Source organism: Dorea sp. AGR2135 (genome assembly GCF_000420885.1).
GTDB lineage: Bacteria > Bacillota > Clostridia > Lachnospirales > Lachnospiraceae > Dorea > Dorea formicigenerans.
Map to the genome: position 1 here is coordinate 87,078 of NZ_ATVU01000001.1, position 13,893 is coordinate 100,970.

The 13,893-nt window shown below is 42.9% G+C and carries 14 protein-coding genes; 13 read left to right on the plus strand and 1 reads right to left on the minus strand.

The features are described 5' to 3' along the window. Together G593_RS0100415 and nudC are read left to right on the plus strand one after the other, a co-directional pair. Positions 1-2,241 carry a DNA gyrase/topoisomerase IV subunit A gene (locus G593_RS0100415; RefSeq protein ID WP_029730388.1) on the plus strand — a complete coding sequence of 747 codons (2,241 nt, stop codon included), beginning with the start codon at positions 1-3 and terminating at the stop codon, positions 2,239-2,241. A 75-nt stretch (positions 2,242-2,316) separates the two neighbouring features. After that, positions 2,317-3,189, plus strand: a complete 873-nt coding sequence (nudC, locus tag G593_RS0100420; RefSeq protein ID WP_005336665.1) for an NAD(+) diphosphatase — start codon at positions 2,317-2,319, stop codon at positions 3,187-3,189. A gap of 19 nt (positions 3,190-3,208) precedes the next feature. On the opposite strand, the gene G593_RS0100425 is transcribed toward nudC, so the two are convergent. After that, positions 3,209-3,451, minus strand: a complete 243-nt coding sequence (locus tag G593_RS0100425) for a hypothetical protein (RefSeq protein ID WP_005336664.1) — start codon at positions 3,449-3,451, stop codon at positions 3,209-3,211. 91 nt (positions 3,452-3,542) lie between these two features. On the opposite strand from G593_RS0100425, the gene uraA reads away from it, so the two are divergent. The 11 genes from uraA to rpsO all read left to right on the plus strand — a co-directional run bounded on the left by uraA (position 3,543) and on the right by rpsO (position 13,643). Beyond that, complete coding sequence (uraA, locus tag G593_RS0100430) at positions 3,543-4,799, plus strand: uracil permease (protein WP_029730389.1); 1,257 nt, start codon at positions 3,543-3,545, stop codon at positions 4,797-4,799. Positions 4,800-5,016: 217 nt separating this feature from the next. Beyond that, entirely contained in the window at positions 5,017-5,490 is a 474-nt protein-coding gene (gene rimP / locus G593_RS0100435; RefSeq protein ID WP_005336661.1) for a ribosome maturation factor RimP, read from the plus strand. Between the two features lie 18 nt (positions 5,491-5,508). Continuing rightward, a complete protein-coding gene (nusA, locus tag G593_RS0100440; RefSeq protein ID WP_005336660.1) occupies positions 5,509-6,714 on the plus strand; it encodes a transcription termination factor NusA in 1,206 nt (401 codons plus the stop codon). Positions 6,715-6,746: 32 nt separating this feature from the next. Next, on the plus strand, positions 6,747-7,001 hold the full coding sequence (rnpM, locus tag G593_RS0100445; protein WP_005331053.1) for an RNase P modulator RnpM: 255 nt from the start codon (positions 6,747-6,749) through the stop codon (positions 6,999-7,001). Beyond that, positions 6,988-7,311: a L7Ae/L30e/S12e/Gadd45 family ribosomal protein gene (locus tag G593_RS0100450; protein ID WP_005336658.1), complete on the plus strand. Its 324-nt coding sequence runs from the start codon at positions 6,988-6,990 to the stop codon at positions 7,309-7,311. Before rnpM ends, G593_RS0100450 begins: the two co-directional genes overlap by 14 nt. A gap of 14 nt (positions 7,312-7,325) precedes the next feature. Next, entirely contained in the window at positions 7,326-10,058 is a 2,733-nt protein-coding gene (infB, locus tag G593_RS0100455) for a translation initiation factor IF-2 (protein WP_081646458.1), read from the plus strand. 41 nt (positions 10,059-10,099) lie between these two features. Beyond that, the gene (gene rbfA, locus G593_RS0100460) at positions 10,100-10,489 is read left to right on the plus strand and encodes a 30S ribosome-binding factor RbfA (protein ID WP_005336656.1); all 390 of its coding nucleotides are present in this window, start codon (positions 10,100-10,102) and stop codon (positions 10,487-10,489) included. Continuing rightward, entirely contained in the window at positions 10,473-11,432 is a 960-nt protein-coding gene (locus G593_RS0100465) for a DHH family phosphoesterase (protein ID WP_005336655.1), read from the plus strand. Before rbfA ends, G593_RS0100465 begins: the two co-directional genes overlap by 17 nt. Further along, positions 11,429-12,343 (plus strand): tRNA pseudouridine(55) synthase TruB, encoded by a 915-nt coding sequence (truB, locus tag G593_RS0100470; RefSeq protein ID WP_029730392.1) that lies wholly within the window; start codon positions 11,429-11,431, stop codon positions 12,341-12,343. Before G593_RS0100465 ends, truB begins: the two co-directional genes overlap by 4 nt. Further along, positions 12,344-13,240, plus strand: a complete 897-nt coding sequence (locus tag G593_RS0100475) for a bifunctional riboflavin kinase/FAD synthetase (protein ID WP_029730393.1) — start codon at positions 12,344-12,346, stop codon at positions 13,238-13,240. A gap of 136 nt (positions 13,241-13,376) precedes the next feature. Beyond that, positions 13,377-13,643: a 30S ribosomal protein S15 gene (gene rpsO, locus G593_RS0100480; RefSeq protein WP_005331040.1), complete on the plus strand. Its 267-nt coding sequence runs from the start codon at positions 13,377-13,379 to the stop codon at positions 13,641-13,643. Positions 13,644-13,893: the final 250 nt, after the last annotated feature.

Here is a 13,893-nt window from a genome sequence, read left to right on the forward strand (position 1 = left end):
ATGCAGGATTCACAGATTATCAGAACGGAATACAGTGAGTTGATGAAGAAGTCTTACATTGACTATGCCATGAGTGTTATCATTGCCAGGGCACTTCCTGATGTGCGGGATGGACTAAAACCAGTACAGCGCCGTACGCTTTATGATATGTACGAGCTTGGTATCCGTTATGATAAACCATATAGAAAATGTGCCCGTATCGTTGGGGATACGATGGGAAAATATCACCCGCACGGTGACAGTTCCATCTATGATGCATTAGTTGTCATGGCACAGGAGTTTAAAAAAGGAATGGCACTGGTGGACGGACATGGTAACTTCGGATCCATTGAAGGGGACGGAGCAGCCGCAATGCGTTACACAGAGGCAAGACTTGCAAAGATCACGCAGGAAGCTTATCTTGCTGACCTGGATAAGAATATTGTAGACTTTATGCCGAACTTTGATGAGACGGAGAAAGAACCGGAAGTTCTTCCGGTGCGTGTACCGAATCTTCTGATCAACGGAGCGGATGGTATTGCAGTTGGTATGGCGACCAGTATTCCACCACATAATCTGTCAGAAGTCATTGATGCGGTAGAAGCGTATATGAAACAGGAAGACATTTCCACAAAGCAATTGATGAAATATATCAAAGGACCGGATTTTCCAACCGGAGGAATTATTGTCAATAAAGATGACCTTCTTGAAATCTATGAATCTGGTGCAGGTAAGATTAAAGTCCGTGGTAAAGTGGAAGTAGAGGAGATGAAAGGTGGCAAGAAGCGTCTTGTCATCACTGAGATTCCTTACACGATGATCGGAGCCGGAATCGGCAAGTTTTTAAATGATGTTTGTGCGCTTGTAGAGACAAAGAAGACAAACGATATCGTAGACATTTCCAATATGTCTTCAAAGGAAGGAATCCGCATTGTTATTGAGCTGAAAAAAGGAGCAGATGTTGAAAATCTGACCAATATGCTCTATAAAAAGACAAGATTGGAAGATACTTTCGGGGTAAATATGCTGGCAGTTGCAGACGGACGTCCGGAGACTATGGGGCTTAAGAAGATTATCGAGCACCATGTAGATTTCCAGTTCGAACTGGCAACAAGAAAATATAAGACATTGCTTGCAAAAGAGCGGGATAGAAAAGAAATTCAGGAAGGTCTTATCAAAGCGTGTGATGTCATTGACCTGATTATTGAAATCCTGCGGGGAAGTCAGTCTGTGGCTGATGCAAGAGCCTGTCTGACACAGGGAATCACCGAAAATATCAAATTTAAATCCGGGATTTCCAGGAAAATGGCTGCGATGCTCCGTTTTACTGAGCGCCAGGCAAATGCAATCCTGGAAATGCGTCTCTATAAACTCATTGGTCTGGAAATTGAAGCGCTGGTGAAAGAACATGAGGAGACTCTGAAAAATATTGCAAGATATGAAGATATTTTGAATCATTATGATTCTATGGCAGAAGTTATCATTGAAGATCTGGAGCATTTCAAAAAGGAATATGCACGCAAACGCCGCACTGTTGTAGAGAATGGCCAGGAGGCTGTCTATGAAGAAAAGAAAGTAGAAGAACAGGAAGTAGTATTCCTGATGGATCGTTTTGGCTATGCCAAGACAGTGGATGTGGCAACTTACGAGCGAAATAAAGAGGCGGCAGATGCAGAGAATAAATGGATCGTAAACTGCATTAATACCGGAAAACTGTGTGTATTTACCAATACCGGCAAGATGCATCAGATTAAAGTGCTCGATCTTCCATATGGAAAGTTCCGTGATAAGGGGCAGCCAATCGACAATGTAAGTAATTATGACAGTACACAGGAAATGGTCGTATATATGTGCGACGAATTACAGCTTCGTTATGCGAAATTATTATTTGCAACGAAGCAGGGAATGATTAAGAAAGTAAAGGGAAATGAGTTCCAGGTGGCAAAACGTACCATTGCAGCAACAAAGCTTCAGGAGGATGATGAGCTGATCAGTGTTCAAGTCATTACTGATGACCAGCATGTAGTCCTTCAGACAAAAGATGGATATTTTCTGCGTTTTTCAGCTCAGGAAGTTGCCGAGAAGAAGAAAGCGGCTGTGGGAGTCCGGGGCATAAAGCTTCGTAAGAATGATGAGCTGGAACAGATTTATCTCTTTTACGAAGGAACGGAGCAGAAGATTTCATACGGTGACCGGGAACTGACGTTGAACCGGCTGAAGGTTGCAAAACGTGACGGAACCGGAACGAAGGCTAGGAGTTAAGAGTGAAAATCCAGGCATCAATCATGCCGGGCATTTATGAGAGAGTAAGATACAGCAGGAAAGAAGGCAGCAGAAATGATTCAGGATATTGCACCACATAAACTGAATAATCAGTATGGACAGAAAAAAGCACCGGATGCAGGCAGCAGATTTTTATATTATGATGGCAGAAAGGTTCTGGTGAGAAAAGGAATTGGCGGGAACGAGAATCAAATCGCATATCCGACTTATGAAGAACTGAAAAAGTGTATGCCTAAAGAGGCGGCAGAAGATACAGAATATACATATTTATTTGCAGTAGACGATAAAAGCTATTATCTTGGAAAAAAAGAGAATGTCGGTATATTATCTGAACAGATGGGATACGAGTGGATCGATCATCAAGAGTTTAGATGTGTATCTCCAAAGTATGAGGCCTTTGCAGGAATCACAGGCTGGCAGCTTGCCAGATGGTATCAGCAACACAAGTTCTGTGGGCGATGTGGAAATGTGATGAAGCCAGATCATGTGGAACGGATGATGCAATGTCCGAAGTGTGGACTGATGGAATTTCCGAAGATCTGTCCGGCTGTGATTATTGGAGTTATTGACGGTGACCGGATCTTGATGTCCAAGTATGCAGGACGGGAATATAAGAAATATGCACTTCTTGCGGGATTTACAGAGATTGGTGAAACACTGGAAGAGACAGTGAGCCGGGAGGTTATGGAAGAGGTTGGTTTAAAAGTAAAGAATATTACTTATTATAAGAATCAGCCGTGGGCATTTTCAGATACATTACTGATGGGATTCTTCTGCGAGCTTGACGGATCAGATCAGGTGAAATTAGATGAAAATGAGCTGGCACTTGCTGAATGGTTCGAACGGAATCAGATTCCGGCAGAGCCGGACGACATCAGTCTGACTAACGAGATGATGATGGTGTTTCGTGACGGATATACGATATAAAGAAAATGGGAAGCTGACATTAATGTTGGCTTCCCATTTCACTCAATGTCTGGAAAAATTCCAGATCTTCCTGTTTTAATTTTAAATTCGTACAGTATTTCTTGCCTTCAGGAGTTGTGACATTGATTTCCACAAGGGTTCCTTCTTCCAGTGCATTTCCAACGACGGCTTTTAAGAAAAGTGGAAACTTCGGATGATTGTTGCGGAAACGATTCATGCTGCTTTTTAACTTCTGGAGCATTGCAATCTGATTAAAATTCATAAATATTTTAAAATCTCCTTTGTTTTTATGATGTTTCATTATACAATAGAAAAAATGTGGTTTCAATACCAAACTATGAGGAGGACTTAAGATGAGTGAGAGGAAGATCATTCAGGTTGAGGACAAGGTGCCATTTAAGCTGCTCTTGCCACTCAGCATTCAGCACATGTTTGCCATGTTCGGCGCATCTGTGCTTGTACCGTTCATTTTCGGGATCAATCCGGCAATTGTGTTATTTATGAACGGTGTGGGAACTTTGATTTTTATGACAGTGACCAAGGGGAAGGCGCCGGCATACTTAGGTTCCAGCTTTGCATTTCTTGCACCGGCAGGAATCGTTATTAGTAAAATGGGTTATTCCTATGCCCTGGGAGGATTCGTGGCAGTCGGTTTCTGCGGCTGTATTCTTTCTTTTATTATTTATAAATGTGGAACAGAATGGATTGACGTGGTTCTGCCGCCTGCAGCTATGGGACCGGTCGTTGCTTTGATCGGACTGGAGTTATCCGGCTCTGCGGCAAGCAATGCGGGACTTCTTTGCGACAAGCCGGATATGAAAAATGTAATTGTATTTTTAGTGACACTTGGTGTTGCGATATTTGGAAATATTTTATTCCGTGGCTTTTTATCTGTAATCCCAATCCTGATCGCAGTTATTGCAGGATATGTGGCAGCGTTCTGTCTTGGAATCTTAGACTTCTCACAGGTAGCAGCAGCTTCCTGGTTTGCCCTGCCAAATTTCCAACCTGCAAAGTTTGATATGGGAGCAATTCTTATGATCCTTCCGGTATTACTTGTTATTACCTCAGAGCATATCGGACATCAGGTTGTGACCGGCAAGATTATCGGACGGGATCTGTTAAAGGATCCGGGGCTTCACAGATCTCTGTTTGGAGATAACTTTTCAACGATGCTTTCCGGTCTGATCGGTTCCGTCCCGACAACGACTTACGGTGAGAATATCGGAGTTATGGCAGTGACAAAGGTATATAGTGTGCGCGTTATTGCAGGGGCAGCAGTGCTTTCTATTATCTGTTCCTTTGTCGGGAAGTTGTCTATGCTGATCCAGACGATTCCAGGACCGGTCATCGGAGGAATCTCCTTCCTTTTGTATGGAATGATAGGAGCTTCCGGAATCCGAATCCTTGTAGACGCGCAGGTAGACTATGGTAAATCTAGAAACCTGACACTGACAAGTGTTGTGTTTATAACAGGACTTTCCGGTATTGCAGTAAATTTTGGGGATGTACAGCTTACGGGAATGGTACTGGCGTGTGTAGTTGCCATGATCCTGAGTCTGATCTTTTATATACTGGATAAGTTAAAACTTACGAACGATCGTGATTAAAGACTTAAGGGGAATCGCAGCGCAGCCGCTGGAAAAGTCTTTGGAAAAGATTGATGTAAATATAAAAAAAACCTTGATTTTTAGGGTTTGTGGTGCTATACTTTGAAATAGTAACATAGGAATCGGCAGAAGAGTGGACGCAAGTTCACTCTTCTTTGTTGCATGGGTGTGTAAAAAGACAAGAAGTCTTTGACACAGTAAGGAGGAAATTAGAACATTGTCAAAAAGAGAAATTTATGAGCAGAAGACGGAAGAAATCCTGAATCCGATCATGGAGGAACTGGAATTTGAACTGGTAGATGTAGAGTATGTAAAAGAAGGCAGCATGTGGTATCTGCGGGCTTACATTGACAAACCGGGCGGAATTACAGTGAATGACTGCGAAGCTGTAAGCCGAAGATTATCAGATATTTTAGATGAAAAAGATTTTATTGAAGATTCTTATGTTCTGGAGGTCAGCTCTCCTGGACTTGGAAGACCTCTGAAGAAGGAGAAAGATTATAAACGTAATCTTGGAAAAGAAGTTGAGATACGTACCTACCGTATGGTTGACAAGAAGAAAGAATTCACAGGACTTCTTGACAGCTATAACTATGAGGCAGGAACAGTTACGATAGAACTGGAAGATGGAACTAGGAAGACATTTGAAAAAGGCGATATTGCGCTTATTCGCCTGGCGTTCGATTTTTAGATTAGGAGGAGAATTACTATGAACACAGAATTATTAGAAGCGTTGAATATTTTGGAAAAAGAAAAAGAAATTAGCAAAGAGACTCTGTTAGATGCAATTGAGAATTCCCTGTTAAATGCATGTAAGAACCATTTTGGTAAAGCAGATAACATCAAAGTTATTATGGATCATGATACTTGTGATTACCAGCTTTTTGCAGAGAAGACAGTTGTTGAGACTGTAGAAGATCCGCTTGAGCAGATCAGTCTTGACGAGGCAAGCCAGTTAGATGGACATTATGACCTCGGCGATATCGTTCGTGTTCCAATCGAATCCAAATCATTTGGACGTATTGCAACACAGAATGCAAAGAACCTGATCCTTCAGAAAATCCGCGAGGAAGAGCGGAAAGTTGTATATGATCAGTATTTTGAGAAAGAGAAGGATATCGTGACAGGTATCGTTCAGCGTTATGTAGGTAAGAATGTAAGTATCAACCTTGGAAAAGCAGATGCTATGCTGACAGAGAATGAGCAGGTCAAAGGTGAAGTGTTCAAACCAACAGAGCGCATCAAGCTCTATGTTGTAGAAGTAAAGAATACAACAAAAGGACCGAAGATTCTTGTATCACGTACACATCCGGAACTTGTAAAGAGACTGTTCGAGTCTGAGGTTACAGAGGTAAGAGACGGAATCGTAGAGATTAAGAGTATTGCAAGAGAGGCCGGAAGCAGAACAAAGATTGCAGTATGGTCTAATGATCCGGATGTAGATCCGGTCGGAGCATGCGTTGGTATGAACGGAGCCAGAGTCAATGCGATCGTGAATGAACTTCGCGGCGAGAAGATTGATATCATCAACTGGAGCGATAATCCGGCAATCCTGATCGAGAATGCGTTAAGCCCTGCAAAAGTTATTTCTGTTATGGCTGATCCGGATGAGAAGAAAGCAAGCGTTATTGTACCGGATTATCAGCTTTCCCTTGCAATCGGTAAAGAAGGACAGAATGCAAGACTGGCAGCAAGACTGACTGGATATAAGATCGATATCAAGAGCGAGACACAGGCAATTGAGTCCGGTGAGCTTCCAGAGAACTATATGGAACTGGGCGAAGGTGTGTACGAAGAAGATGTTTATGATGAGAATGAAGAATATCCAGAGGACGCAGATGTAGAAGTAGATACAGAAGCGAAAAATGAAACAGAAGCTAATGTTCAGCCGGAAGAAGACGGTGAGGAGGCGTAAGAATCTCATTGGGAGCAAATAAAAAGATTCCTATGCGTCAGTGTGTGGGATGTCAGGAAATGAAGAATAAAAAAGAAATGATCCGTGTAATCCGTACCAGTGAAGGAGAATTTCTGTTAGATGCGACCGGACGCAAAAATGGACGGGGCGCATACATTTGTCCAAATCAGGAATGTCTGAAAAAGGCAGTGAAAAGTAAGGGCCTTGAGAGATCTTTTAAGCAGGCAATTCCGCAGGAAGTGTATGAGTCTTTGGAAAAGGAGATGACAGAGCTTGAAACCAGATAAGATCTTATCACTCGTCGGGCTTGCAACGCGGGCAGGTAAGACAGCCAGCGGAGAGTTCTGTACAGAAAAGGAAGTAAAGACAGGAAGAGCAGCGCTTGTTATTGTGGCAGGAGATGCTTCCGAAAATACAAAGAAAAAGTTCCGGGATATGTGTGAATTTTATGAAGTGCCAATCTATTTTTATAAAGATAAAGATACCTTGGGGCATGCAATGGGAAAGGAATTCCGGGCATCTCTTGCAATACTGGACGAAGGTTTTGCGAAGGAAATTACGAAGCAGATGAAGACAGAAGATAATACGGTTGCATAGAGGAGGTAGTGTATATGTCAAAAATCAAAATATATGAGTTAGCGAAAGAACTTGATAAGCCGAGCAAAGAGCTTGTTGAGTTCCTGAATAAAAAGGATGTGGAAGCCAAGACACATATGAGTACCATCGACGAGGCAGAAGCAGATATGGTAAGAAAAGCATTTGCACCAAAGGCAGATGCCGAAAAAGCAGAAGAGGAAAAATCTGACGCACCAAAGAAGAAAAAAATCGTCCAGGTATTCCGCCCGCAGAACACCCAGAGTGGTGGAAGACAGGGCGGAAAGCGTCAGGGTCAGGGACGTGACGACAGACGCGATAACCGTTCTCAGACTGGACGTGATGATAAAAGAGATAACCGTTCAAACGGTGGAAATAAAAATGGAAAATCTCAGAATGGACGCAAAGAAGTAAGAGATGAAAGACCATCCCAGCCAATTCGTCCACGTCCGGACAGAATCCGTCAACAGGTTCAGCAGATGCATGAGGCAGAAGCAGCTGCAGCCGCGCAGAAGAAGAGACTGGAACAGGAGAAAAAAGAGCAGGAAAGAAAAGAAAACCGTTCTCAGGGAAATCGTGATAACCGCGACGAAAGAAGAGATAACCGTGGACGTGATGACAGAAGAGATGACAGACGCGATAACCGTAATCAGGGCGGACGCGATGACAGACGTGATAACCGTAATCAGGGCGGACGCGATGACAGAAGAGATGACAGACGCGACAATCGTAATCAGGGCGGACGTGACGACAGACGTGATAATCGTGGACGTGATGACAGACGTGACAACCGCAAGAACAGTCCGGCAATTCCAGAGCCAATCGTGGAAGGTCAGAAGCCACAGAGAAACAAAGGAAAAGGTAAGGATGACTTTAAGAAGAAAGATAAAGACTTCCGCCATGACGAAGACCGCGTAGGAAAAGGTAAGAAGGGCAAGAATGAGCCAAAGACTCAGCTTCAGAAACCGGAGAAGAAAGAGCAGAAACAGGAAGAGCAGATCAAATCTATCACGATTCCAGAGGTTCTGACGATTCAGGAACTTGCAGATAAGATGAAGATTGTTCCTTCGGTTATTGTAAAGAAACTCTTCATGCAGGGTAAAATCGTAACAGTCAATCAGGAAATTGATTACGAGACAGCTGAAGAAATCGCATTGGAGTTTGATGTCCTCTGTGAAAAAGAGGAAGTTGTTGATGTGATTGAAGAACTTCTTAAAGAGGACGAAGAGGATGAAAGCAAGATGAAAAAACGTCCACCTGTAGTCTGTGTCATGGGTCACGTTGACCACGGTAAGACTTCCCTTTTGGACGCTATCCGTCAGACAAATGTCATCGACCGAGAGGCTGGTGGTATCACACAGCACATTGGTGCTTCTGTTGTAGAGGTAAATGGAGAAAAAATCACATTCCTGGACACACCGGGACATGAGGCGTTTACAGCAATGCGTATGCGTGGAGCAAGTTCTACAGATATCGCAATCCTTGTTGTCGCAGCAGATGACGGTGTCATGCCACAGACTGTTGAGGCTATCAACCATGCAAAAGCTGCAGGTGTTGAGATTATTGTAGCTGTCAACAAGATTGATAAACCGAGTGCTAATGTTGATCGTGTAAAACAGGAACTGACAGAGTATGAATTGATTGCAGAGGACTGGGGTGGAAGTACTATTTTTGTTCCGGTATCTGCTAAGACAGGAGAAGGCCTGGAAGAACTGATGGAAATGATCCTTCTGACTGCAGAGGTTATGGAATTAAAAGCAAATCCGAACCGCCGTGCAAGAGGTCTTGTATTGGAAGCACAGCTTGATAAAGGAAGAGGTCCGGTCGCAACTGTACTTGTGCAGAAAGGCACACTCCGTGTCGGAGATGCGATTGCAGCAGGCTCTGCACATGGTAAAGTAAGAGCTATGATGGATGACAAGGGAAGACGTGTGAAAGAGGCAGGTCCATCTGTTCCAGTAGAGATTCTTGGACTTGATGATGTACCGAATGCAGGAGAAGTTGTAGTATGCTGTAAGAATGAAAAAGAGGCAAGAAGCTTTGCTGAGACATTTATTGCTCAGAATAAAGTGAAACTTCTTGAAGATACAAAGTCAAAACTTTCCCTGGATGATCTGTTTACACAGATTCAGGAAGGTAATTTAAAAGAACTTGATCTGATCGTTAAGGCTGATGTACAGGGATCTGTAGAGGCTGTAAAACAGAGCCTTCTGAAGCTGTCTAACGACGAAGTTATTGTAAAAGTGATCCATGGTGGTGTTGGTGCAATCAATGAGTCTGATGTCAGCCTTGCATCTGCATCTAATGCGATCATCATTGGATTTAACGTACGTCCGGATGCAACTGCAAAAGAAACAGCAGAGCGAGAGGGCGTAGATGTACGTCTGTATCGTGTCATCTATAATGCGATTGAGGATGTAGAGGCAGCTATGAAAGGAATGCTTGATCCGGTATTCGAAGAAAAAGTACTTGGTCATGCAGAAGTGCGTCAGACATTCAAGGCTTCCGGTGTCGGAACTATTGCAGGTTCTTATGTACTGGATGGTTTGTTTGAGCGTGACTGCTCAGTTCGTCTGACAAGAGATGGAATTGTGATCTTTGAGGGACCGCTTGCATCTCTGAAACGTTTCAAAGATGATGTAAAAGAAGTAAAAGCAGGCTATGAGTGTGGTTTCGTATTTGCAAACTTCAATGACATCAAAGAGGGTGACCTTGTAGAAGCCTTCAAGATGGTAGAGGTTCCAAGATAAGGAAAATCATGTGAAAAGCCTTCTCTTAGGAGGAATAGAAATTGAGAAAAAGAAGTATTAAGAATACAAGAGTGAACACCGAAGTACAGCGTGAACTCAGTGAGATTATCCGCCGGGGCTTAAAGGACCCGCGGGTAGCTCCGTGGACGTCTGTTGTAGCAGTCGAGGTGGCACCAGATCTTAAGACATGTAAAGCATATATCAGTGTTCTCGGCGACGTAAAGGCGCAGGAGGATACGATCAAAGGGCTGAGAAGTGCAGAAGGATTTATCCGCCGCGAACTGGCAAGAACTCTGAATATGCGAAACACTCCGGAGATTCAGTTCATTCTGGATCAGTCTATTGAGTATGGTGTTAATATGTCCAAGAAGATTGATGAAGTAACAAAAGATCTGAACACAGAAGGTGATGAAGATGTTGAATCTGAATAAGATTCTGGAACCGGCAAAAACAATCGCCATCGGAGGACATGTGCGTCCGGATGGCGACTGTGTCGGATCCTGTATGGCAATGTATCAGTATATCCAGAATAATTATCCAGACAAAGAAGTGGACGTTTTTCTGGAGGAAATTCCATCTACATTTTACAGAATCAAAGGGACGGATGAGATTTTACATGAGATTGACGAGAGTAAACATTATGATCTGTTCATTGTACTGGACTGTGGAGATACCGGAAGACTGGAGTTTTCTGTGCCACTGTTCGTAAGTGCAGGACATACACTCTGTATTGATCATCATGTCAGCAATATCTGTTTTGCACAGGATAATTATGTTGTACCAGATGCAAGCTCCACTTCAGAGCTTGTTTACAATCTGATTGATAAAGATAAGATTACAAAAGAGATTGCAGAAGCACTGTATCTAGGAATCGTACATGATACAGGAGTATTTCAGTATTCCTGTGCCGGACCATCTACATTTCGTGCGGCGGCAGAACTTCTGGAGACTGGAATTGATGCGGCAGATCTTATTATGGATACATTTTACGAAAAATCTTATGCGAGAATGCAGATTTTCGGACGTGCACTGGTGGAGAGCTTTTTGTTCATGGAAGGAAAATGTATCGTCTCCTATATTCGTAAGAAAGTCATGGATTTCTATGGTGTAAAGCCAAAAGATCTTGACGGGATCGTAAGCCAGCTCCGTAATACCAGAGGCGTGGAAGTTGCTATTTTTATGTATGAGCTGGATCAGAATGTATTTAAAGTCAGCCTTCGTTCTGGGAATGAAGTTGATGTAAGTAAGATTGCAGGATATTTTGGCGGCGGTGGACATGAAAAAGCTTCTGGAGTTACTATGACAGGTACGCCGCAGGATATTCTGAATAATCTGGCAGAGCGCATTGATGAGCAGTTGAAAGGACAGGCATGATACACGGAGTTATAAATGTATATAAAGAGCAGGGATTTACTTCTCACGACGTGGTTGCAAAGCTTCGTGGAATCGTGGGACAGAAGAAAATCGGTCACACAGGCACATTGGATCCGGATGCGGTCGGTGTGCTGCCTGTATGTCTGGGACGTGCAACAAAATTGTGCGATATGCTGACAGATAAAGACAAAGTCTATGAGGCTGTGATGCTTCTGGGTGTGGAGACAGATACCCAGGATACAACCGGGCAGGTACTAAAAAGCAGTGAGACAGACGAGATTACAGAAGAACAGGTCCGGGCTGCAGTTTTAGATTTTATGGGGGATTACGATCAGGTTCCACCTATGTATTCCGCGCTTAAAATCAACGGAAAGAAGCTTTATGAGCTTGCCAGAGAAGGCAAGACTGTAGAGCGTGCGGCAAGACGGGTACAGATTTTCGATATTGAAATCCTAAGTATAGCATTGCCACGGGTGACAATGAAGGTCCATTGCTCAAAAGGAACATATATCCGTACATTGTGCCATGATATCGGGCAGAAGCTTGAATGTGGTGCATGTATGGAAAAGCTTACAAGAACAAAGGTAAGCAGATTTGAGATAAAGGACAGTCTGACACTTGCACAGATCGAGATATTAAAAAAAGAAGACAGACTGTCAGAAATATTGGTTCCAATGGATCAAATGTTCGCAGATTATCCGCGCATTATTGTGTCGGGAGAAGCGGCGAGACTTGCGTATAATGGCAATGGGATCAAAGACAGAGATGTCCGGAAAGATGAAAATATTCTGGACGAAGCGTATGTCAGGGTATATGATGATGTAGAAGATTTTATCGGGGTGTATCAGTATCACGAGAAAGAACGTGAATACCGGATACGGAAAATGTTTTATATAAAAGAGGAAAAATAGATGCAGTATATCAAAGGTCTTGAGCATTATGACAATGCCAGAAAGACAGCAGTGACATTTGGAAAGTTTGACGGACTTCATAAAGGGCATATGACGCTCGTTGACACAGTGAAAAAACTGCAGGACAAAGATGATGTAGATAGTGTAGTATGTGCGTTCGATATGGATTCACCGGCGCTATTGATGCTTCCGCAGGAACGGCAGATTCATCTGGAGGATGAGGTGGATTATCTGGTCGAGTGTCCGTTTACAGATGAAATCCGTCAGATGAGAGCCGAGGATTTTATCCGGAATATTATTATCGGAACCTTTCACGCAGCTTATGTGGTCGTAGGTACAGATTTCCAGTTTGGATATAATAAGGAAGGAGATATCTATATGCTGGACAAGTTCCAGGAGAGATATGGATACCGCCTGATCGTTCTGGAAAAGATACGGTATGAGAATCATATTATCAGCAGTACCTACACAAAGAAGATACTGGGAACCGGAAACATGGATCTGGTCGGCAGACTTCTGGGCTATTCTTATGGAATCTGCGGCACGGTAGAGCATGGACATAAACTTGGAAGAACACTTGGATTTCCAACGATGAATATTGCATGGCCGAAGCGCAAGATTATACCTCCGAGAGGCGTGTATCTGTGCCGTGCGTATATGGACGGATTTGGATACAATGGCATTGCAAATGTAGGCGTCAGACCGACCGTATCCAACGAAGAAAAAGTGTGGCTTGAGACATTTTTATTTGATTATGATGCAGATGCTTACGGCAAAGAAGTCATGGTGGAACTGATTGAGTTCGTCAGACCGGAGCAGAAATTTGAAAATAAAGAAGAACTGAAAGCGCGTGTGGATAAAGATATCGCCAGCGGCAGACAGTATTTTAAAATTTAAGCATACAATTAGTGCTTTACAAGATAAGGCATATATGATATATTAGTCAAGTGAGTTAGCCGGTGTTCGGTAATTGGATTCTCCAACCGTTACTTAATACCAGGCGATATATAAGAATTTAAGGAGGAACCACAACATGGTAACAAAAGAGCAGAAAGAACAGATTATTGCAGAGTATGGTAGAACAGCAGGGGATACAGGATCACCGGAAGTACAGATTGCTATCCTGACAGCTAGAATCAACGATCTTACAGATCACTTCAAAGCTAACCCGAAAGATCACCACTCAAGAAGAGGACTTCTTAAGATGGTAGGACAGAGAAGAGGACTTCTTGCATATCTTAAGAAGACAGATATCGAGAGATATCGTGCGCTGATCGAGAAGCTTGGACTGAGAAAATAATTCAGTTATGTTTAGAGACGTTCATTTTATGGACGTCTCTTTTTCTATAGCAGGAAATCGCATTTTCTAATATAAAAAAGCCAAAAAGCCAAAAAAGCCGACGCCATGTAATATGAATTTTTATATGGCACATTTTATATATGTATGTTATAATATTAAAGATTATGGACGGGGATAACACTCCGAGACCACTGAAAAGGGTATTTGCTTCGATGAAAAGTACATTTTTCAGTAGTTTCGGTGTTCCCCG